Here is a 20,303-nt window from a genome sequence, read left to right as displayed (position 1 = left end):
TACTGATCGCCGAATTCCCCAGCAAGAACGCAGCCGCAAGAAGGTGGAGCGGATCTTGGCAACCGCACGGCAATTGATTGGCGAACATGGCAATGACGCGGTCAGCATGCGCGAAATTGCGGCGAAAGCCGAATTGCCGATCAGCACCATCTATCAGTATTTTCCCGACAAAAGCGCACTGCTGCAGCACATCATGCAACAATATTTGGACCTGACGCGGGATCAGCTACGCCAGCATTTTGACGATGTTGGCACAATCGAACAGTTTTTGGAGCAGATCGGCACCGCGGTGGATGATTTTTTCACCTTATTTGGCCAAGAGCCTGCCCTCAGCGTGCTGTGGGCCGCCATGCAGGCCGACCCCAAATTATGCACTTTGGACGCCGAAACTAGCCAATCCAACGCTGTGTATTTAACCGACATTTTACACAAATTGGCGCCGCAAACAGATAAAGCCGCCACCAAAATTGCCCTTTGGCAATTGCTGCACAATGCCAGCACCAGCGCCCAATTGGCGCTGCACATGCCCAAGGATCAACGCCGCCTGCTCGCCGAAGAGCTTAAATTCACTTTGCGCCTGCGCGTTCAGGCATTGCTGAACTAGCGGCTTTGCATGGGCGTCTATCGGCCGTGCTGCAACCTCAGCAATCTCAAATGGATTTTGGACAAGGATTTGAACATCGCCGCATAAATCGGCTCGCGCGTTGGCGTGCAGCAGGTGGCGTAAAGTATGCCCAGCTTTGAGCCAACCTTTTCGATTTGTGCGATAAAATCGGCGGCGTCGTCGGGTGCTATTGTCGCTTGCGCCAGCTGCGTCGCGCCCAATTGCTCAACCTCTTCGATCAAGCCAACCATCTTTTCGCTTCGTTTGCTCATGCAACATGTTTTTTGCAACTCAATCAATTCCGCCTTACAAACCAGAATCTGTTCCTGAATCAATTGTTTCTGCTTGTCCGAACTGCTCATATCCATGCCTTTTTTATCAATGCGGGAACGCACTGATGCGGCTTGCAGTTACTGTAAGGTCAAGAGCCAAAAATCAAAAATGAACCCTTGACCTTCCAGCAAATGGAAGAGTTATTGAGCAGTAACAACCATGAAAGGACGAACAAATGGCAAAATTTAATGTACCCGACATGACCTGCGGACATTGCGAAGCCACAGTGTCAAAAGCCATCAAGGAAATTGATGGTTCGGCTGACGTGAAGGCAGATTTGAGCGCCAACAAAATCGACGTCACCTCAACCGCCGACAATGCAGCAATCCTCGCCGCACTGGACGCCGCAGGCTACCCCTCAACCGTTGCATCATAACCAATTGGCTGGGCGCACCACCTGCGCCCAATCGCCCACCGCCCAAGGCAGCTAATCGCGCGCGGCGAGTTACCAATGCGCAAGTAAGGGAAGACAAGTGCTCCACTCGGCGGCTGAGAAATGGTGGACACGATCCAATCTGTTCGCATGGTTTCTGGCCCATGACAGCGGCTGGTCGGTCGGCGTCTGCCATCACCTCGACAAACCGAGAAAATGTATTTAGCAACCTGTCTTTCCGGACGGTGCCATTTAACGTACCGGTAACTACGCCGATTGATTTGCACAATCTTTTACCCAAATTTCAGATCATCACCTCACTCTGCTTTATAAGTAATCGAGGGAGGTACATGAGCATGGATATGCCGGTATTCTTATCGTCAGTGGTTAGTTGGCAATCGTTCTGGCAGCAGCCAGATATGATTTTCTTGCCTTGCGCATGTTAACGCTCGCGGACCGACATACGTCTCAGATCGAGCGCCTGACGCAAGAGCTGGAGCTGGCGAAAGACGAAAATGCAGTGATGGAAATGATCGCGCGCCATGCGAGCGATGGACTCCTCATTCAGGATATCTACGCCCGCATCGAATGGTCGAACCCGGCCTATTCGCGCGTCACGGGATACAGTGCCGAAGAATTGCGGGGACGCAAGCCCCAAGAGCTTCTCCTTCCGCCCGAAAACGCGATGTCTGCGGAAAGCATTGCGGCGTTCAAATACGACATCGCTTCTGGCATTCTCGACTCTGTGGAAATCGTACGCAATGTGCGCAAAAACGGCGAATATTTCTGGAACCAATTGAGCTTTGCCGTCGTCGAATATGACGGTTCCCGCGATCCGAAAATAATTGTCATTTCACGCGATGTCACGGAGCAGATCGAACGTGAGGAAAGTCTCAAGCGCGCCAAGGAGGAATCTCAGTTCAGGGCTGAACACGATGTGCTCACTGGACTTCCAAACAGAATGAAACTCAATAGTTTCCTGTCTGATGCCTTGCGTGAGGCAAGCGCCGAAAGCGGTGAGGTCGGTATTCTGCATGTCGACCTAGATCACTTTAAAGAAGTGAACGACATGCTCGGGCACGCTGCTGGTGACGCCGTCCTCGTGCACGCCGCCAATGTAATGAAAACCCACACCCGCCGTAACGATCTGGTTTCTCGGTTTGGTGGCGATGAGTTTATTATAGTTTGTCCGGGCGTTTCGGGTTTTCCCGTTCTTGAAAGAGTGGCCAAGCGGATTATCACCGATCTGAGGCAGCCAATCCCCTGGGACGACAAAAATATTGTCCTCGGTTCGAGTATCGGCATTGCCTTGTCCAACGAAGGCTCACGCGAAAAGGAAGAACTGATTAAGCAGTCCGATGCCGCGCTTTATGAAGTAAAAAACAACGGACGAAACGACTTGCTCTCATATACAAATGAAATTGGGGAAATCGTATCGCGTCGCACCGAACTTTCCGCTTCATTGTCTGAGGCTATTGCTAACAATCAGCTTGGGATTGTGTTGCAGCCGCAATTCGACCTTTCCACCAGAACAGTAACCGGTTTTGAAGCGCTCATACGTTGGCATCACCCGCAAAGGGGTTTGCTTGCAGCAGCTGAATTCATTGATGTGGCTGGGAAGAACGGCCGCCTGGTAGACGTCGATGCAATCGCCAGAAAAGGCGCACTCGATGCGTTGTGTACCTTGCGTGACGCCGGTTTCCCGCATTTACGCATGTCGATGAACGTCTCTGCACAAATGCTAAATCGGCCGGATTATGTTGACGAACTGAAGTGGGAGGTTGAGCAGCGCGGCCTAAACCCTAAAAACCTCGCCATCGAGGTACTCGAAACGATCCTGATTGAAAACAACGATAATGCAACGACACGGTCAATAAGCGCGCTGTCTGAGGCCGGATTTGCCGTGGAGCTAGACGACTTTGGCACCGGCTATTCAGGGCTTGCCAACCTCGCACGACTGAAAATCCACGGTGTCAAGATTGACCGCGCGCTGGTGCAGGACTGCCCCCAAGATCAGACCGCACAAGTAATTTTGAAAGCCGTTGTCAATCTATGCAAGGATCTTGACTTAAATGTCATCGCTGAAGGCGTCGAGTATCTCGAACAGGCGGAATTCCTCCGACAGATAGGCGGTTCGGTAATCCAGGGCTACGGCGTTGCCCGGCCCATGTCGCTGGAAAACGCAGTCCGGTGGTTGAGGAATACCAACATGAACACCGTGCTGACTGCATCAAACTATATCAGTTCTTCTGTGAGCTGAAGAATTTTCCCGGCCAATATTCCCAATCCTTGGCGGCTAAAGCAAATGACTAGGTGCTTGAGCGCTTCAGTGCAATTGCGTTTCGGATCCGACAATAGTGAAGATCCACTTCATGCTGTTCGGCAGCTTTATTAATCATCGTTGTGAATGACCACTTCCCGCCCCCTTTCGGTAATTTGCGGGAAGCTTTTATCTGGTCACTATGTCCGCATTTCTGACGGCCACTGTGAGCTCGTTTTACGTAAATCGATGCAATGCAGCGAAGATCGGCTTTAGCCTCGCCTCCGTGCAAGCTCGCGGTAAAGCGCAGGTGGCGACACACCGATCTGTTCCGCTACGCTGATCCATTCACCCTTGGGTGGTTCATCATGAAGTTCCAGCCATGCATCCAACCGGTCGGCAACCCGACGTCGGCGCAGGATTTCAATCCGCGCCCGCTGTGCCTGCACTTCTTTTGCGTAGGTCTCTATCAAGCTCAGGGCGGCATCGGGGCGGCGCTGAATAGCATCCAGAAAAGCTGGTCGGGGTAGGCTGGCAACTTCGGCGTCAGAGCGCACAACAGCATCACAATGATAGGTTTCAGCAAATAAGGACGCCTCGGCCAGTGCCATGTTGGCAGTCGCCGTATGCAGTGTGAGCGGCACACCATCAGCCATGGGACGTTCTAGCGCGACAGCTCCAGATCGGACCAGATACATGGATTGAACGCGGTCCCCCTGACGGAACACCGCTGCACCTTTTGCCAATTTGCGAGAAAACGCGCCATTAAATAATTCGAGCCGCTTAGACATGATAGAAATCATACACCGAATGACGCGCGTCGAATAGTCTTTGAATATAGCTTTGAAAGGACGAGCAAAAATGCGCACCAAGATGTTTCTGATAACAATGGTTTGGATTGGCAGTGCCGTATTCGCATACGCGCAAACCAACCATACCGGGCATAGTGACGATGTAGATCATTCAACCCATGGGCAGAGTTCGGCGATGAACGAGGCCATCCTCCGAGAACCCGGCCAAGGCGCTTTTGCAGCCCTGTCAGAAGTCGTGCGCGTGTTAGAGGCCGATCCTGAAACGGACTGGTCCAAAGTTGATCTGACCGGTCTCCGCATGCATTTGGTGGATATGGACCGGCTGATCTCGGACGGAGTGGTTGAGGAAACCAATCTACCGAATGGCATAAGCGCCTTCGTCACTGGCGACGCGGAAACCATCGCTACGCTTCGGCGCATGGTGCCCGCCCATGCTGTGCAACTCGCTAGTGATGATCGCTGGACGGTTGCGGCATCAGAAACTGAAGATGGTGTCGAATTGCGTGTGACCAGCGACAACCCTTCGGTTATCGCACGTATCAAGGGACTTGGATTTTTCGGATTGATGGCGAGCCAAGACCATCACCGTGAACATCATTTGATGATGGCGCGTGGTGAGGAAGCGCACGGCCACTGAGCGGCACCAGAGCAAGCCACCGACCAGAAACAAACAATGTTCAAAGCCGACGCTCAAACCAGAAGCTTGAATGTCGGAAGAGCTCACAAAGCCGCCATTTCCACGCCCCTCCCTAGCCATCAAACCTCACACCTTGCAAAAACTGATCATTGCTCATATATAACCTGAACAATGATCAGTTTTGTTTGGGTAAAATCATGCACGCTATCCTCTCCACGCAATATGGCAATGAAACATCGCTTCAAATCGGCCAAATTGATGCGCCAAATATCGGACCTGACCAGCTATTGGTGAGGGTCAGTGCGGCGGGCCTCAATCCCGTGGATTGGAAAACCTTGCGTGGAGATGCCCGCGCGTTCAGCGGTTGGCGGCGACCGCCGCACATATTGGGGGCAGATTTTGCAGGCACGGTGCAGCAGGTGGGCGCCAATGTGTCCGCTTATCAGCCCGGCGACAAAGTTTTTGGCATGGTGCCCGCCTTCAAGGGCGGCGCGTTTGCCCAGTTGATGGCAGTGTCGCCGGACAATATCGCCCCCATGCCCCAAAATTTGAGCTTTATTGAAGCGGCGAGCGTGCCGCTGGTCGCCCTCACTTCCCATCAATTTCTATTTCAAAAGGCTAAAACCCAACCCCAACATCATGTGCTGATCAATGGCTGTTGTGGTGGATTGGGGCATATGGCGGTCTTGCTGGCCAAAGCCAGCGGCGCAAGCGTCACCGGCGTGTGCAGCACCCGCAACATCGCGCTCGCAAAGCAATTGGGCTGCGATTTTGTGATGGATTATACCCAGGTTGATCCGATCAAGGGCGATATTCAATATGACGGCATATTGGACACGGCTTCCACCATGACCTTCGACAAAGCCCGTAAAGCTCTCCGCCCCAACGGTGTATTCTCCACGGCACTGCCTTCGCCGCAAAACCTTCTTATGGCCCCTTTGCTGAACAGATTTCGCAAGCAAAAGGAACATGCCCTTTGGGTGCGGCCCGATCCCGCTGCGCTGGCCCACATCAGTACCCTCCTGGCGCAACACAACATCCACCCGCACATCGAAAAGGCCTATCCGTTCACCGAAATTGCTAAAGCCATTCGCCACAGCAAAACCGGAAAAGTCAGCGGCAAACTCGTCCTCGACTTCACAGCCACGCCATAAAGATACCATTTACAGACCAATGTTTGTCCTGCTAGAAGGAAGGGGCCTATCCCTCTAGCACCAGTATATCCATGTCTTTTATTTCGCTTTCGCCAGCGCGTAGATCTGCTGCGCCGCTTTTTCTCTATCTGTTTTTAATGGCCACAATTGGCGTGTTGTCTTTCCCCATTCGCGCGCTTTTTGTGACGCAAGTGCTGGGCGGTTCAACCTTTGAAAATGGCCTCTCCTTCGCCCTGCCCTCCATCATTGCCCTATTTGTCTTGCCGCTCATCGGTGACTTTTCAGATCGTATGAACGAACGGCGCATCATCATTACGCTCGGCGCAGTTGTGCTCAGCATCAGCTATGCGCTCACCTCGCTGGCCACCACCGCTTGGTTCGTGCTGATTTTGGTGTGCATCGCCATGCCCTTTATGTCAGCGGCAAATGCTCAATTCTTTGCGTGGGCGCAAGAGCGGGAGCATCAACGCTTTGGCGATAAGGCAACTGAAAGCGGCGAGCTGCGCATTGGTTTCATCGCCGGCTGGGTTGTGGGGCCTGCTATCGCCGGTGTGCTGCTGACCTATGGCCTCACATATCGGAACATCTTTCAGTTGCAAGCGGTAGGCTATTTGATCATGGGCGCCGCCATCTGGATGTTTGCCCGCGTTGTCACCAACAAGCCTAAAGAAAAAAGCGAAAGCTTTAGCTGGTTGCGCTGGCGCGCCGTGCCACGCAACTTGCTGTTCATCGCCCTGTTTGTTGCGCTTGTTTTATCGGGCGACATTGTGCGGCTGGCCAATCTCGCCCTGTTCATTGATGCAAATATTTCAAGCGATCCGGTGGATCTCACCATCGCCTTCGCAGCCACTCCCATTGTTGAAGTGCCCGCGACAGCTTTTTGCATCTATTTGGCCAAACGGCGCACCAGAAAATTTGTCCTTGGCATCGGTTTCGTCGCCGCCATGTTGCACTTCGGCCTGTTCCCCTTTGTGCAAACATTGGAACAAGTGATTACCCTGCAAGCCCTCTACGCTCTCATCCCGGCCTCAGCGCTGGGTGTCGGCATCAGCTATGCGCAAAGATGCGCGCCCGATCGTATGGGGTTCGCCACGTCAGTGGTGTTTTCGGGGCAATCCGCAGCAATCCTACTCGGCGGCTCTATCGCCACGATTGGCGGATTGTTTTTGTCCATTGAAATGACATATTTTGTACCACTATTTCTTATCCTGCTCTCGGGCCTCATTTGGTGGAAATTGGAGGAACTTTAATGTCCATTGAAATCAGGAATGCGCAAAATATCGATCGGCAAGCCCTGCACGCGGCCATGCTTGATGCCTTTTCTGATTATGACATTCCGCTGCAACCCACGCTGGATCAATTCAACGCCATGCTGGCTCAGCGCCAATTTGATCCCGAGCTGTCCTCCATTGCCGTGGAGGGGGATGAGGTGCTGGCCGTTTGGTTTATCGGCACCCATGATCACCGCGCTCATTTGATTGCCAGTGGCACCCGCATTGCCCATCGCGGCAAGGGCATGGCCAGGCAACTCGCTGCCCGCTCAGAAGCTGAAATCATCAAGGCAGGCTTCAAGCTCATCCGGTTTGAATGCCTCACCAGCAACCAGCGCGCCCTTGGCCTTTATCAAAAACAGGGGCACGAAATAAATCGCGAATTTGATTGCTTTTCCCTAGAGATAGGCGATTGGCCGGACTCAGATTGTGAAGTCAAAAAGGTGGACTGGGCGACCATCGCCCCGCACACAACTACGCTTCGTGATGTGATGCCCTCTTGGCAAAATGAGGATTTTGCCGTTGAAGCCGCGCCAGAAGCGGTGTGCCTCGCGGCATATGCCAATGAGAAACTGGTCGGCTATCTGGCCGTGGCGCCAAGCGGTGCGATTTATCAATTGGCGGTTGCCCAAAACCAACGCCGCAACCATATCGGGCAATCATTGTTGCGCCATGCCGCGCAAATAATAGAAAAGCCCAAACTCGCCTTTATCAATATCGACAAGACCGACCACGAAACCATCGGCTTTCTCACCCACTTGGGCGCGCAAAAAACCGTCAGCCAATATGAGTTGATCAAGCGCTTTTAGCGCTCCATGGCGCCCTTGCCTGCGATAATATGATCGCGGAATTTCGTGATCCGGTTGATCCGGGTTTCCGACTTTTTCGCCCCATTCAGATTGATCGCATAGCTGCGCTGGCGCCCGGGCGTTAGATTGTGAAAGGCTTCGGCGAGCTCCGGGTCACTATCCAGCGCATCAATCATCTCTTCAGGCAAGTCAATCTCACGCTCCACCTTTGGCGGCTTGATGCCCTTTTCTGCAGCCTCCATCAATTCCTTGATATAGGCGCGAATGGTTGGCTCCAGCCGCTCCACATCCGCATTGTCGCTGATCTTGATGATACTGGCATGTTGGGTGTTGGGCCCGTTCAACTCCAAAATCCCTTCAGGGTCTTTGAGCAGCGCGGCGTTGAAAAAGGAAAAGCGGATTTCATTGCGCAAGGCACCAATCAGGGCAATATTGCGCCCCGCATGTGTGTAGCACGGGTGCGCCCACTTCACCTCTTCCTCCAGTCCCATTTCATTGCAAATGCGCCGCAACTGATTCAGGCCATCGATCCAGGTGCGCGTCACACAATCCGGCGTGCCAAACTTGTCGCACCGGCCGCAGCCCTTGGTGAAATAGTCCTCGACATCCGCGATCATCATGGCAACCTCCCGCACGCAAACCAATCGAATATCCAAACTTATAATAGCCAAATTGCATTGACCAGCGTCGCCATAATTTTGGAATGGTGATTGTTCGCGCCGCTCCATCGGAGCGTGAGCGCAGCAAACTGGCGTGAGATCAAAGGAGAAAGAAAAATGGTGGGCCCGGTAGGACTCGAACCTACGACCAGACCGTTATGAGCGGTCGGCTCTAACCAACTGAGCTACAGGCCCAACCCGAAAACGCTCATAGCAAGCGCCATAAACAATTGGAAGACTTTTCTGCAACGATCACAGTATTTCTAAGAATGCGTTTTAGGGAATTCCCTATAATTAGCCGATTACGAGTTGATCATATAGGTAAGTACGCATATCGTTAATCTTAGATTGATGCACGATTCCATATTTGGGGAATATTCGGGATAGCGGTTGCTGTCATAGCTTATCCTGCGCAACAATCAAGTACGTACTTAAAAAAATAAGAGCAATAAGCTCAATTGAGGGAACAATGACGTTACAAGCGGTCAATTTGGAGGGAAACGCCTCCCAAAAATCTGAATCCAGTTTGGACACCGATCAAACTTCCATCTTTCTTAAGGCCATCGCCCATGAGGGGCGTCTTTCTATATTGTGTCGTTTGGCGGAGGGCGAGGCCTCTGTCTCAGACCTGGAAGCGCTGCTCAACGCGCGCCAAGCCGCAGTGTCGCAGCAATTGGCGCGACTTCGGCAAGAGGGGCTCGTCAACACACGACGGCAGGGAAAAGCGATCTATTACTCGCTGGACAAGAGTTCGGTGCGATCAAATATCGAAGGACTGTTTCGGACCTTTTGCGTCGATTAGACGTTATCCTCCATGTGACAACCTACCCGGTTGCTTTCAGTGATTGTAGTGACCTACAGTCTACATATCTTAAATCGCGGAGGATTATGAGATGAAAAAACTTACCCTTGCCCTCGCTGCTCTCATGGCGTTCAGCGCGCCAGCATTTGCCGAGGGCGATGTTGAATCAGGCGAAAAAGTCTTCAAGAAATGCAAAGCCTGTCACATGGTGGGCGAAGGCGCAAAGAGCCGCGTCGGCCCCGCGCTGAACGATATTTTTGGCATGGTCGCGGGCACACAGGATTTTAAATATTCTAAAGCCTTGGTCGCTAAAGGCGAAGAAGGCTTGGTCTGGACTGAAGAGACAGTTGGCGAATATTTGGAAAAGCCACGCGCCTATATTAAAGGCACAAAAATGTCGTTTGCCGGGCTTAAAAAAGAAGAAGACCGCGAAGATGTGATTGCATATCTGATGCAGTTTTCGCCTGACTATGACCCTGAAGCAATGCAGGAAGGTGCTGACGAGGAAGCTGAAGAAGCCGAGTCACAATAGCACCCTATTGATGCCGCAAAAGCGTCGCAAATCCTTGGCAGGATCAGCGCCATCGATCCAATCGGAGATGGAAAATGTATAAAGCGATCCTGCCAATTACTGCGGCAATCAGCCTTGCCGCCCTTGCCACCCCTGCTGCATTTGCAGAGGAAAAAGACTATATCTCAACCATCAGCATCCAAGGCGTGGGCGATGTTTCGGCCGTGCCGGATATGGCAACGGTCACCTCAGGCGTCGCCACAGATGGCGAGACCGCGCGCGACGCGCTTACCGCCAATTCCGAAGCAATGGCCGCTCTGATCGACGTCCTCAAAAGCTCCGGCGTTGAAGATAAAGACATCCAGACCTCTGGCTTTTCTGTGCACCCAAACTATGTGCATACCGACAAGCGCGACGCAAACGGCTATCGCATGCCGCCCAAAATTATAGGCTACCGCGTTTCAAACAATGTCACCGTTGCCATTCGCGATTTGGATAGCTTGGGCGGCGTGCTCGATGCAGCCGTTACCGTGGGGGCCAACACCATCAATGGAGTGAATTTTGGTGTGTCCGACACCGATGAATTGATGAAACAAGCGCGTCAAAACGCCATGAAGGACGCGATTGAAAAAGCCGAGCTTTATACATCTGCTGCTGGTGTTGACCTGGGCAACATCATGAACATTTCAGAAAATCAGAGCTATAGCCCCGCGCCGATGATGAAAATGGGTGCGCGCATGGAAATGGCTGATGCAGCAATGGCTGTGCCGGTTGAAGCTGGCGAAATGACTTATTCTGTCACTGTGAATGTACAGTGGGAAATTGACCAGGCCGAATAGGCTGGACCAAAAGCGCGTGGCCCACTGGGCGGCGCGCTTTATCCGCTGATCGCTTTCAAGATCATCCGCGTGCCAACAATCAGCAAATAGATCGTGAGTACCCGTTTTAGCCAAATGCCTGACAAACGATGGGCAATGGCTGCCCCCACGGGGGCAAACAAAATGGCCCCAACCGCCAGCGCCAGAAACGCGGGGAAATACACATAGCCAAGGGCATAATCAGGCACACCCGCCACGCCCCATCCTGACAGCACAAAGCCAAGCGCACCAGGCACCGCGATAAACACACCAAGTGCTGAGCTGGTGCCCACCGCTTGATGCACGGTGCGCCCAAGCGCTGTCATTGTCGGCACGCTCAGCGAGCCGCCACCAATCCCCATCAAAGATGAGATATAACCAATGATCGCGGCACTGGTGCGGTGCGTTCGAGCAGAATCGGACAGGTGCTCCATCAGCTTTTTCTGAATCGGCACCACCGAGTTCACCGCGATCAAAATCGCCATAATGCCGAATATCAAGCGCATCACCAAAGACGAGTAAAAACCTGCGCTAATGCCCGCCAGAAACGAGGCCACAACCATAAAGGGGGCCCACAATTTCAGCAATTCACCGGATACGGCACCTTTGCGGTGATGGGCAAGCGCGCTCGACGTGCCTGTCGGCACGATCACCGCCAACGACGTGGCCACCGCGACATGCAAAATCACCGCTTCATCCATGCCGCTCGCGGCAAAAATGGTGGTCATCACCGGCACCATCACGATGCCACCGCCCACGCCCAATAGCCCAGCAATGATCCCCGCCGCCACGCCAGCTAGCGCCAGCGCGCCATATTCAAAAAACAACGATGTCAATAAATCCATCTATTCACTCATTGCCGTGCGCAGCATTTCCAAAATGATTTCCCGCTCTCTTTGCGGTTGCCGACACGTATCGTCAAGCGCAGTTTTGTCGTCTTTGCCTTTTTTATGAGGATTTGCACCCGCTTCCAGCAACAATGATACCGTGTTGATGCTGCACCAGCTTGCCGCATTTTGCAGCGGCAAACGTCCGTCACTATTGGCTGCGTTTGGATCGGCACCCGCTTGCAGCAACACCAATGTTACTTCGGCGCCACCTTTCGGGCCAGCCGCGATATAAATGAGGGGGCCAGCGCTTTCCGAAACATGGTTAGGGTCTGCCCCCTCCTCCAGCATCTTTTTCACCTTGAGGGCGGCATTGTCGCGCACGGCCTGCTCCAACTCGGTGGGCTTGCCGGGCCGTTCTACACATGCAGAAAGCCCCGCCAACAACAGCGGAAACGTCACCAACAGCATCAAACGGCTTAACCGAAACAGCATCGCTCTACTCAGCTTGTGGCACGTCCTGAAGCGCCGGCGGCGATGGACGCGCATATTCAACCACATAGTCGATAACTCTGCCGCTCAGGTCAAGACCCGTCGCGCTTTCAATGCCCTCCAGCCCCGGAGAGGCATTGACCTCCATCACCACAGGGCCCGCGTCGGTACGCATTAAATCGACGCCGGCAAAACGCAATCCCAGCGCCTTGGCTGCCCGCAACGCCATTTGTCGCTCTTGCTTGTTGATTTTGACCTTTTGGGTCACGCCCCCTTGATGGAAGTTGGCCCGAAATTCGCCCGTTTTGGCCACCCGGCGCACCGCAGCAATCACCTTTTTGCCCAAAACCATGATGCGCAGATCTGCATTGTCTTCTGCCTGCAAAAACGGCTGAACCAGCAGCTTTTCATCAAGGTCATCAAACGCATCCAATAGGCTCTTGGCCATTGTCTTGTCCGGGGCAAACAATACCCCACGACCACGTTCGCTCTTACGCGATTTGAGCACATATGGCCCCTTGCCCGCTTTGCGCACCATGGCACGGCCATCACGCCCGTGAAACGCGCTAAAGGTTGAGGGCACATCCAAGCCGGCTTTGGCCAAATATTGGTAGCTCCACAATTTGTCCCGCGCGGCCGCAATGGATGAGGCCCCATTCAACACATAGCTGCCCATCAACTCGAATTGCCGCACAACGGCCAACCCATGCTGCGTGATCGGTGTGCCAACGCGCGGGATCACGGCGTCATAACGTGGCAAAAGTTCGTTTCGCAGAAACAAAGTTGGGTTTTGCGCATCCACTTGCAACGTGCAGCGTGCAATATCGACCAGATCGACTTGGTGCCCCTTTTGCTCAATCGCTTCCACCAGACGCTGCGTGGAATAAGCATTCGGCGCGCAGGTTAAAATACCGATAGAAAGATTTTTGGTGGTGCTTTCCGCCAAATGATGACCATAAAAATCTCCCTCAGGCACACCATTGATGCAAGCGCCAAACGGGTCGACCATAATCCGCCCTTCCATGGCGGTGCGGCCCAGCAACATGCGATAATTCATGGTTTCACGATTGGTCAAACTCAATTCAATTGGCCAGCTTTGGCCCGCCAAATGTAGCTCCACTTGAACAAAGGGACGCATCTCGGCCATGCCGTTGGAGGAAATCACTTCCCGATACGCAACTAAGGGCGCATTGCACCACACGTGAAGTTTAGGATCATCAGCCAGCGGCTGCACACCGAAATGAATATGTGTTTGCCCATCAATTTCAATCTCTTCATAGGCAAAACTATGTAGCGCTGATGTGCGTGCCCCTGTGTCGACTTTCGCCAAAATCGCAGGCAGGCCAATATCTGGCATGCCAATCCACTCTTCCCAGCCAACTGCAATTTTTGGCTTAGCGGTTTCCGCCATAAACGCCTCTCAAATGGGTCAGTTTTATGCAAAGGAATCTGTTCCTTCGCGAAATTTGTCCCACTAGATCAAACTTAGTGCGCTTCTACAATCCGATATGTGCAGCGCCGCGCGCCACTCACAATGTGGCTCTCGCGGGCCACGCGCACATCATCGCCAAGAACATCACGAAATAGGTTCAGTTCTGAGCGACAAAATCCCTGGCACGTGGTCGCTGCCACGCAAATAGGGCAGTGATTTTCATGCAAAAAATAGCCATCATCGCAAGGCTCAACCTCGGTCATATAGCCCTCGCGCTCGCGCAAGTCAGCCAACGCTTCCACCTTGCCCTGCAGGGTGGGTTGCGCCGCCACCTTGTCGCGATAAAGGTCAAATGCTTTGCGTTCACGCACGGAAATCAGCTTGTCGATGCCCTCTTGACCATAAATATCCTGAATAGAGCCCAAAAGCTCCATGGTCAGATCAGAATGGCGATCAGGGAACCGCGAATGGCCCTTTTCTGTCAGCTTCCAATATTTCTTGGGTCGCCCCACTGATTCGCGGCGGTCTTCCCCCATCACCAAGCCTTGGTCCAACAGCTTTTCCATGTGCTGACGCACCGCTACAGGCGTTGTGCTCACGGCTTCCGCCAAGCTCACCGCTGTTTGTCCACCTCGTGATTTGAGGAGATAGAGCAATCGCTCAATCGTTTTATCTTCGCTATGCTTCATGCGCTTTTCCATTGTTGAGGGGATTTAATAAAAAAAGATTTGACTTGTCAAATCACCTTTCTAATATAAGGCAAGTTTTTTCTTATTAAATAGAAGCGCCATGACCGATCAGTCCGACGATGCCAACGCTGAAAAGACCTCATTTGCAGATCTGCTTAAAGAGGGGCGTGCATTGCTGACACTAACGTTGGTCATCGCCATCGGCTCCCACGCGATAAACATTTTCGCGGTGCGCACAGTGTTGCCCACGATCGTCGCGGATATTGGAGGCGCGAAAATCTTGTTTTGGTCAACCGCGCTTTTTTCGTTGATGGCCATTTTGGGCGGCATGCTCACCATCAATCTTAAATCCAGCATTGGCGCCCGCCAAAGTTTTTATCTCGCCGCTATTCTGCTGGTGATTGGCTCCGGCATTGGCGGGTTTGCGCCGATCTTTGAAGTGATCATCATTGGGCGTGGCATCCAGGGTTTTGCCGAAGGCATATTGGTTTCCCTTGCCTATATGGTGTTGGCCGACAGCTATAAGGGCAATTTAATGACCCGGATGATCGGCATATTGGCCATTGTGTGGGCGCTCGCTGCCGCCATCGGGCCCATGGCCGCCGGCATATTGGAGCATTTTTTCACCTGGCGCGGCACCTTTCTGGTCAATTTTGTCATTGGCCTCGTGATCGCCGTACAGGCGTTTTTTGCAGTGCCCGACACCAAACGATTGGGCGCCGCAACCAAGCCCGACATGCGCGTTTTGCTACCGCTAATTCTGGCCATCACCATCCTGTGCTTTATTGGCCAATTCACCGACCCCTTGCCCATCGCCGCTTTGCTGATCGCAGCCGCGGGCCTGGTTTTCATTGGCTTGCGCGCTGAGCGCCACAGCAAGCGCCGGATGCTGCCGCTCCGCCTGTTTGATCCGCGTAGCCCGGTAGCCATTGCCTATATGGTGACCCTGCTGGTCAACGTGCTGAACACGGCGAACGCGCTTTATAACGTGGCCTTTGTGCAAACGCTTTGGAACATAGATTTGACCTTGGCCGGGTACATGACCGCCCTGCCCGCCGCGTTCTGGACTGTCGGATCCTGGTCAGTCTCGGGCGTGTCCACCTATCCGGCCCAGCGCCGTTGGATCATCATCGGCATTTATGCCATATGGCTCAGCGTTGCCCTCAGCGCTATTGCCCTCAAGCTTGCCAGCCTGCCCCTGTTCCTGCTTTCCCTGACCCTTTTGGGTTTGGGGTTGGGCTGGCAAAACATCTTTATTGAAAAGATCGCCGTGCAGTTTGTGCGCGGTCGAGAGCGCGACCGGGCCGCCGCCATGCTGCCCCCTATGGATAATGCTGCGTCTGCCTTTGGCGCCGCATTGGCTGGCTTGGTCGCCCTCAATATTGCCCTGATCAACCCCGATGCACCCAATGGCCTATTCACCGCAGATGGGGTACAATCTTCCGCACCATTGATGTCAGTGCTGTTCTTTGTGCTGCACACGCCAATGCTGGGTCTGCCGCATATCCTGCCCAAAACGCCACCGCGCAAAATCACCTAGGTTCGCCCATGCTCACCACCGCTGACACAGATCCAAAAGCCGGTATTTTCTCCACCGCTTTTCTGCCCATCACCCTGATGAACATTCTGGTGGTCACCTCCCACGCGGTAAATGGCTTTATCACCACTGTGATCGCCCCCTCCATTGTGGTGGATTTGGGTGGACGTGAACTGATGTTCTGGCTGTTTGCCCTCTTCCAAGTCGGCTCCATCAGCGCTGGCGTGATGGCGGGCAATTTTAAGGTGCGGTTTGGCGCACGACCCATTTTTGTGGCCGCAGCCACCCTGCTGGCCGTCGGCTCGATCATGGGCGGTCTTGCCAACAGTCTTGCCTTGGTCATCTTGGCCCGCGGTTTGCAGGGGCTGGCCGAAGGCATGTTGATCTCTTTGGTCTATGTGGTCATCGCCGACCATTTGCCCGCCCGGCTCCTGCCGCGCATCTTTGCCCTTAGCTCAACCTTATGGTCTGTCGCCGCCGCCGCAACACCGCTTTTTGCCGGACTGCTCACGCAATATGTGTCCTGGCGCGTGGCATTTTTGTTCAACCTGCCGCTTGTCTTGATCCTGATCCTATTGGCCTACAAATTTTTGCCAAAAGCCACCCAATCGGCAGACGAGCCAAAACCATTTCCAGTGCGCCGTTTGTTGTTGCTGGTCGCCGCCCTTTTGATCACTGGCTTTGCCGGGCAGATGACCAATACGGGCTTACTGGCACTGATCATCGCCGCCTCCAGCACCCTGATGGTTGTGTTCGCAGCATTGGACCAAAAAGCGGCAGAACGCTTTATGCCGCCCAACCTATTTTCCCTGCGCACCAATATGGGCCGCAGCTTCACCATGCTCGGCCTATTTTCCGTCGGCGCATCCGGCCGCACGGTTTATATCGTTGCGCTGCTGCAATCGATTTGGTTTATGTCGCCGCTGGCCGCAGGTTACACCGCAGCTTCGCTCGCCTTTTCGTGGACATTGGCCGCATGGACGTCCAATCGCATTGAACGCATGTCGCTGCGCATCGCCTTTATTCGCATGGGGGCAACCTTGATCATGACAGGTGGTTTGCTGAGCGCTTTCGCAGTGTGGCAAGGCTATTTCTGGCTGGTCCTTGCTGGGCTGATCACCACCGGCTTGGGCTATGGCTCGTCCAGCCCGTTGATCCGACAAATCATCATCACCCAATCGCCACGACAGCACAAATCCATCGCGTCAGGCGCCATGACACCCATTCAATTTACAGGCGCTGTATTTGGCGCCGCCATCGCAGGCTTTTGCGCCATTGCGTTTGGCTTGTTTGATGGAGCTGTGGCAGGGGAGATTTTCACTGTCGAGGCCGCGCGCAATGCGGGGGCGGCACTCCTAATGGTGTTCACAGCATTCCCCGCCTTGGGCGTCTTAATCAGCCTTGGCCTCACCACCACGCCCGACCATGAAGAGGTCGAGCAGGAATCAGAGGCGCTTGCCTAGAAAATCTGCAACAACGGTCGCCACGAAGAAGATCGCCATAAAGGTCAAAATCGTAATGGGATTGAAACGGCCATCAATAAAAAACACCAACCCACCGAAAATCACGGCAGCAATTACCGCATATAAAAGTCGGTTCAACAGATGATGTTTAAGGCTGCGTTTTTCCGGTCCCCGACTGGACGGATCAGACATTCTCTCCCCCATCAAAAAGCGTTTTGCCACGTTCCCGGATGATCTGTTCACCCTTGGCCAAGGTCGCTTTTTCCGCCATGTCTGCGCTGGTCAATTTGTCCGCACGAATAAACTGCACGGCATCCATATCGCCATTTTCATGGGTGCGTTCAATGCGGCCGCAAAGCTGATATTCTTGCCCAGCTCTCATCTCAATGGCCACAATGCGCAGTCCTTCAACAGTGGTTTCACCCAAAATCTTTGGGCCAGATTCAGCCTTATCACCGCCACCAAATAGTTTTTTAAAAAAGGACATAGTGCACTCCGGGATTTGATTTGGCCCCGCTTATAACACGGCTTTTCATATGGCCAAACCGTCTCGGTTGTAACCTTAACTCCGCGCTAAGTTTTAAACGATATTCAAAGGCCTCCATCGGTTGGTTGTGCCTGATAAACTGATTCAACAAACTACGCTAAACATTTGAAACCAGATTCATTTTCTGGATTCGCCCTTCATATGGCGCAAACAGACATTCGATTCGCGCATTTGAACATCGATGTAAATCCAACAGCTTTCGACATTCTGACAATCTGATTCAAGAAAATGGTCTAACCCATTATGCTTGAATCATTTATTGCGATTGAGGTTAATTGACCCCATCCGCAAGTTGGCCGATTCCGAATAAACCCAATCACAAAAAATCTGTGAGTCATTACAGAATCTTATCCCGAATTCGGCCAATTCTACCATTCACTGTGGTCGTTGCCCGTGTGATTTGGCGGCCACATTGCTGCCAAAACCGGCCAAAATTAAAGATTCCGCAGCGTATGGATATGCCGCTCGACCGCCTTTGTGCTCAGCTTAAAGCCGTGCCCCAAATGAAAATCTGTGCTGCCCTTGGCCAACAATTGCTCCAACGCTGAGGCAACCTCAAGCGGCTCTTCTTCAAATGGCGGACGCCGTGGCCGATCCACGGGCAGCAAACCGCCCAGTGCAAATCCAGAAGCAATCAGATCGCTCACGAAAGCATGGCCGTCATCCATCAAAACTGAAATGGACCCCGGCGTGTGTCCCGGCGTAAACACCACCCGGCCTTCCAATCCATAAGGGCGCAAGTCAAACTCGTCATGATCATGCATCACAATGTCGGGCGAGAAATAGTCATAGGGCCGCAAAGGAATACCCCGGCGATAAAGCAAGCGCCCAACCCATCCAGTGGGGCACAATTTCATCTCTGCTTCGCCTGCGCAATATTTTGCTTCCGCTTGGTGGATCACCACGGGCGCGCCACTCAGCGCACGCAACTTTGCCGCATTGCCCGCATGGTCAACATGCCCGTGCGTCACGATAATCAATTTGAGATCGTGCCAGCCCAATCCCAGCTTTTTAAGCTGCGCCGCCACATTATCCTCGGTGCCCATCAACCCCGTATCCACCAGCACGGCGCCCATGGCGGTTTGCAGCAAAAATGCATTGATCATGCCCAAAGGCAAAATCGGCACACGTTGAATTTTATAGCTCATCATTCATCTCCATTTCCCCCCATTTAGGGCCATGAAAATACGATGACAATCCGTTACAAATTTGTGCCCTATAGCCATCTGTTGCCGCAAGGATTATGCTAAGTGCACACAATGATAGGCTCGGTAAAATGATTAAAATCGACCCCGCAGAATTTTATGCTGACGACGTACTCACCTGCCCGGTGGCCGCCGCCGTGCAAACCTTTTCCGGCAAGTGGAAACCCATCCTGCTGCATATGCTTTGCGAACGGCAAATGCACTTTGCGCAAATTGACCGCGCCCTGCCCAAAGCCAGCAAAAAGGTCCTCACCGAACAATTGCGCGAGTTGGAAGCTGACGGGTTGATCACCCGCACACCGACAGATGAGCGCCGCGTTCGGGTGATTTATGCCCTGTCCGCCACAGGCGAAAAGCTCGCGCCGATTTTGGTGCAGCTTTATGTATGGCAAAAATCACGCGAAAATGAAGCGCTGACAGAAGCAGCCTAGGCCCCGGCCACCAAGCTAGCACGCGCCACCTGTTTCAGGTGCTCTACATATTGATCCTGCGTCCACCCGCATTCTTGGCGCAACAATTCCCAATTGCGCACGGAAAGCAGCATCCACAAAATATCGGTCGCCTTCTCTTGGCTTAGACCAGAAACAAGTTGTCCGTCCCGCGCCAAGTCGCCCACCACCGCCGCGCAGCCATGGCGCACCGCCTGCATGCGATCCTCCCACGCCACCCGCGCTTCCTCATCGCTGTCCATCATGGCCATCAGCGCTTTGCCGATGCCATAGATTTCGGGAATATAATTGCCCCACACGGCCACCCAGGCATCAAGCCGGACCAACCCGGTCGGCGCTGAGCGGCTTTCTGCAAGCCGCGCATCCACATCATTCTTTTCATCAAGATAGCGCGTCGCCGCTGTTAGCAAATCCGCCCGCTTTGGAAAATGCAAATAAACGGCCTGCCGGCTGATCCCGGCCGCCTTGGCAATATCTGAAATACGCACCGCACTGCCCGTGCCGCTTTCCAGCAATTCCACCGCAGACTCCAAAATGCGCGCACGCGTATTGCGACCGTCACTTGACATGGTGTCAATCT

At 53.3% G+C, this 20,303-nt stretch carries 24 protein-coding genes and 1 tRNA gene; 13 read left to right on the top strand and 12 right to left on the bottom strand.

Annotation, left to right across the window (positions count from 1 at the left end; genetic code table 11):
• The first annotated feature begins 55 nt into the window (after positions 1-55).
• On the top strand, positions 56-604 hold the full coding sequence (locus MXMO3_RS06825) for a TetR/AcrR family transcriptional regulator (protein ID WP_162889161.1): 549 nt from the start codon (positions 56-58) through the stop codon (positions 602-604).
• A gap of 17 nt (positions 605-621) precedes the next feature.
• Here the strand turns inward: MXMO3_RS06825 and MXMO3_RS06820 are convergent, their stop codons facing one another.
• On the bottom strand, positions 622-876 hold the full coding sequence (locus MXMO3_RS06820) for a hypothetical protein (RefSeq protein WP_162889160.1): 255 nt from the start codon (positions 874-876) through the stop codon (positions 622-624).
• Positions 877-1,112: 236 nt separating this feature from the next.
• Here MXMO3_RS06820 and MXMO3_RS06815 point away from each other — a divergent pair, with 236 nt between their 5' ends.
• Together MXMO3_RS06815 and MXMO3_RS06810 are read left to right on the top strand one after the other, a co-directional pair.
• Positions 1,113-1,313 carry a heavy-metal-associated domain-containing protein gene (locus MXMO3_RS06815; RefSeq protein WP_027834490.1) on the top strand — a complete coding sequence of 67 codons (201 nt, stop codon included), beginning with the start codon at positions 1,113-1,115 and terminating at the stop codon, positions 1,311-1,313.
• A 388-nt stretch (positions 1,314-1,701) separates the two neighbouring features.
• Complete coding sequence (locus tag MXMO3_RS06810) at positions 1,702-3,570, top strand: putative bifunctional diguanylate cyclase/phosphodiesterase (RefSeq protein WP_117395376.1); 1,869 nt, start codon at positions 1,702-1,704, stop codon at positions 3,568-3,570.
• A 272-nt stretch (positions 3,571-3,842) separates the two neighbouring features.
• Here the strand turns inward: MXMO3_RS06810 and MXMO3_RS06805 are convergent, their stop codons facing one another.
• Positions 3,843-4,361: a Crp/Fnr family transcriptional regulator gene (locus tag MXMO3_RS06805; RefSeq protein WP_162889159.1), complete on the bottom strand. Its 519-nt coding sequence runs from the start codon at positions 4,359-4,361 to the stop codon at positions 3,843-3,845.
• Between the two features lie 70 nt (positions 4,362-4,431).
• Here MXMO3_RS06805 and MXMO3_RS06800 point away from each other — a divergent pair, with 70 nt between their 5' ends.
• The 4 genes from MXMO3_RS06800 to MXMO3_RS06785 all read left to right on the top strand — a co-directional run bounded on the left by MXMO3_RS06800 (position 4,432) and on the right by MXMO3_RS06785 (position 8,253).
• On the top strand, positions 4,432-5,019 hold the full coding sequence (locus MXMO3_RS06800; RefSeq protein WP_117395374.1) for a hypothetical protein: 588 nt from the start codon (positions 4,432-4,434) through the stop codon (positions 5,017-5,019).
• A 197-nt stretch (positions 5,020-5,216) separates the two neighbouring features.
• Positions 5,217-6,173 carry an NAD(P)-dependent alcohol dehydrogenase gene (locus MXMO3_RS06795; protein ID WP_117395373.1) on the top strand — a complete coding sequence of 319 codons (957 nt, stop codon included), beginning with the start codon at positions 5,217-5,219 and terminating at the stop codon, positions 6,171-6,173.
• A gap of 71 nt (positions 6,174-6,244) precedes the next feature.
• Complete coding sequence (locus MXMO3_RS06790) at positions 6,245-7,423, top strand: MFS transporter (RefSeq protein ID WP_117395372.1); 1,179 nt, start codon at positions 6,245-6,247, stop codon at positions 7,421-7,423.
• Complete coding sequence (locus MXMO3_RS06785; RefSeq protein ID WP_117395371.1) at positions 7,423-8,253, top strand: GNAT family N-acetyltransferase; 831 nt, start codon at positions 7,423-7,425, stop codon at positions 8,251-8,253. Before MXMO3_RS06790 ends, MXMO3_RS06785 begins: the two co-directional genes overlap by 1 nt.
• Here the strand turns inward: MXMO3_RS06785 and MXMO3_RS06780 are convergent.
• Together MXMO3_RS06780 and MXMO3_RS06775 are read right to left on the bottom strand one after the other, a co-directional pair.
• Entirely contained in the window at positions 8,250-8,873 is a 624-nt protein-coding gene (locus MXMO3_RS06780; RefSeq protein WP_342773377.1) for a YdeI/OmpD-associated family protein, read from the bottom strand. The genes MXMO3_RS06785 and MXMO3_RS06780 overlap by 4 nt on opposite strands.
• Before the next feature lie 157 nt (positions 8,874-9,030).
• Positions 9,031-9,107: transfer RNA gene (locus MXMO3_RS06775), tRNA-Ile, on the bottom strand.
• Positions 9,108-9,381: 274 nt separating this feature from the next.
• On the opposite strand from MXMO3_RS06775, the gene MXMO3_RS06770 reads away from it, so the two are divergent.
• The 3 genes from MXMO3_RS06770 (at position 9,382) to MXMO3_RS06760 (ending at position 11,064) form a co-directional block, all read left to right on the top strand.
• A complete protein-coding gene (locus MXMO3_RS06770) occupies positions 9,382-9,714 on the top strand; it encodes an ArsR/SmtB family transcription factor (protein WP_027834499.1) in 333 nt (110 codons plus the stop codon).
• 91 nt (positions 9,715-9,805) lie between these two features.
• A complete protein-coding gene (locus tag MXMO3_RS06765) occupies positions 9,806-10,246 on the top strand; it encodes a c-type cytochrome (protein WP_084634081.1) in 441 nt (146 codons plus the stop codon).
• 74 nt (positions 10,247-10,320) lie between these two features.
• Positions 10,321-11,064, top strand: coding sequence for an SIMPL domain-containing protein (locus MXMO3_RS06760; RefSeq protein ID WP_027834500.1), 744 nt, complete (start codon positions 10,321-10,323; stop codon positions 11,062-11,064).
• 38 nt (positions 11,065-11,102) lie between these two features.
• Here the strand turns inward: MXMO3_RS06760 and MXMO3_RS06755 are convergent, their stop codons facing one another.
• The 4 genes from MXMO3_RS06755 to MXMO3_RS06740 form a co-directional block, all read right to left on the bottom strand.
• Positions 11,103-11,927, bottom strand: a complete 825-nt coding sequence (locus MXMO3_RS06755) for a sulfite exporter TauE/SafE family protein (protein WP_117395370.1) — start codon at positions 11,925-11,927, stop codon at positions 11,103-11,105.
• Positions 11,928-12,404, bottom strand: a complete 477-nt coding sequence (locus tag MXMO3_RS06750; RefSeq protein ID WP_162889158.1) for an ankyrin repeat domain-containing protein — start codon at positions 12,402-12,404, stop codon at positions 11,928-11,930.
• A 4-nt stretch (positions 12,405-12,408) separates the two neighbouring features.
• A complete protein-coding gene (locus tag MXMO3_RS06745; RefSeq protein WP_027834501.1) occupies positions 12,409-13,812 on the bottom strand; it encodes a RimK family alpha-L-glutamate ligase in 1,404 nt (467 codons plus the stop codon).
• Between the two features lie 74 nt (positions 13,813-13,886).
• Complete coding sequence (locus tag MXMO3_RS06740; protein ID WP_036221688.1) at positions 13,887-14,522, bottom strand: helix-turn-helix transcriptional regulator; 636 nt, start codon at positions 14,520-14,522, stop codon at positions 13,887-13,889.
• Between the two features lie 100 nt (positions 14,523-14,622).
• Between MXMO3_RS06740 and MXMO3_RS06735 the strand changes: the two genes are divergently transcribed.
• Together MXMO3_RS06735 and MXMO3_RS06730 are read left to right on the top strand one after the other, a co-directional pair.
• Entirely contained in the window at positions 14,623-16,062 is a 1,440-nt protein-coding gene (locus MXMO3_RS06735) for an MFS transporter (RefSeq protein WP_117395368.1), read from the top strand.
• An 8-nt stretch (positions 16,063-16,070) separates the two neighbouring features.
• Positions 16,071-17,522 carry an MFS transporter gene (locus MXMO3_RS06730; protein WP_117395367.1) on the top strand — a complete coding sequence of 484 codons (1,452 nt, stop codon included), beginning with the start codon at positions 16,071-16,073 and terminating at the stop codon, positions 17,520-17,522.
• On the opposite strand, the gene MXMO3_RS06725 is transcribed toward MXMO3_RS06730, so the two are convergent.
• The 3 genes from MXMO3_RS06725 to MXMO3_RS06715 form a co-directional block, all read right to left on the bottom strand.
• Positions 17,505-17,714, bottom strand: coding sequence for a hypothetical protein (locus tag MXMO3_RS06725; protein ID WP_027834505.1), 210 nt, complete (start codon positions 17,712-17,714; stop codon positions 17,505-17,507). The two genes, MXMO3_RS06730 and MXMO3_RS06725, sit on opposite strands and share 18 nt — an antisense overlap.
• Positions 17,707-18,009 (bottom strand): HlyU family transcriptional regulator, encoded by a 303-nt coding sequence (locus MXMO3_RS06720; RefSeq protein ID WP_027834506.1) that lies wholly within the window; start codon positions 18,007-18,009, stop codon positions 17,707-17,709. Before MXMO3_RS06720 ends, MXMO3_RS06725 begins: the two co-directional genes overlap by 8 nt.
• Positions 18,010-18,503: 494 nt before the next feature.
• A complete protein-coding gene (locus MXMO3_RS06715) occupies positions 18,504-19,217 on the bottom strand; it encodes an MBL fold metallo-hydrolase (RefSeq protein ID WP_162889157.1) in 714 nt (237 codons plus the stop codon).
• Between the two features lie 128 nt (positions 19,218-19,345).
• Here MXMO3_RS06715 and MXMO3_RS06710 point away from each other — a divergent pair, with 128 nt between their 5' ends.
• Positions 19,346-19,705, top strand: coding sequence for a winged helix-turn-helix transcriptional regulator (locus tag MXMO3_RS06710; protein ID WP_162889156.1), 360 nt, complete (start codon positions 19,346-19,348; stop codon positions 19,703-19,705).
• Here the strand turns inward: MXMO3_RS06710 and MXMO3_RS06705 are convergent.
• Positions 19,702-20,292 carry a TetR/AcrR family transcriptional regulator gene (locus tag MXMO3_RS06705; protein ID WP_117395364.1) on the bottom strand — a complete coding sequence of 197 codons (591 nt, stop codon included), beginning with the start codon at positions 20,290-20,292 and terminating at the stop codon, positions 19,702-19,704. The genes MXMO3_RS06710 and MXMO3_RS06705 overlap by 4 nt on opposite strands.
• Between the last annotated feature and the right edge of the window lie 11 nt (positions 20,293-20,303).

It is taken from the genome of Maritalea myrionectae (assembly GCF_003433515.1).
Taxonomy (GTDB): Bacteria; Pseudomonadota; Alphaproteobacteria; order Rhizobiales; family Devosiaceae; genus Maritalea; species Maritalea myrionectae.
The sequence above is the reverse complement of the archived record's forward strand: the minus strand, read 5'-3'. Positions and strand labels throughout refer to the sequence as shown.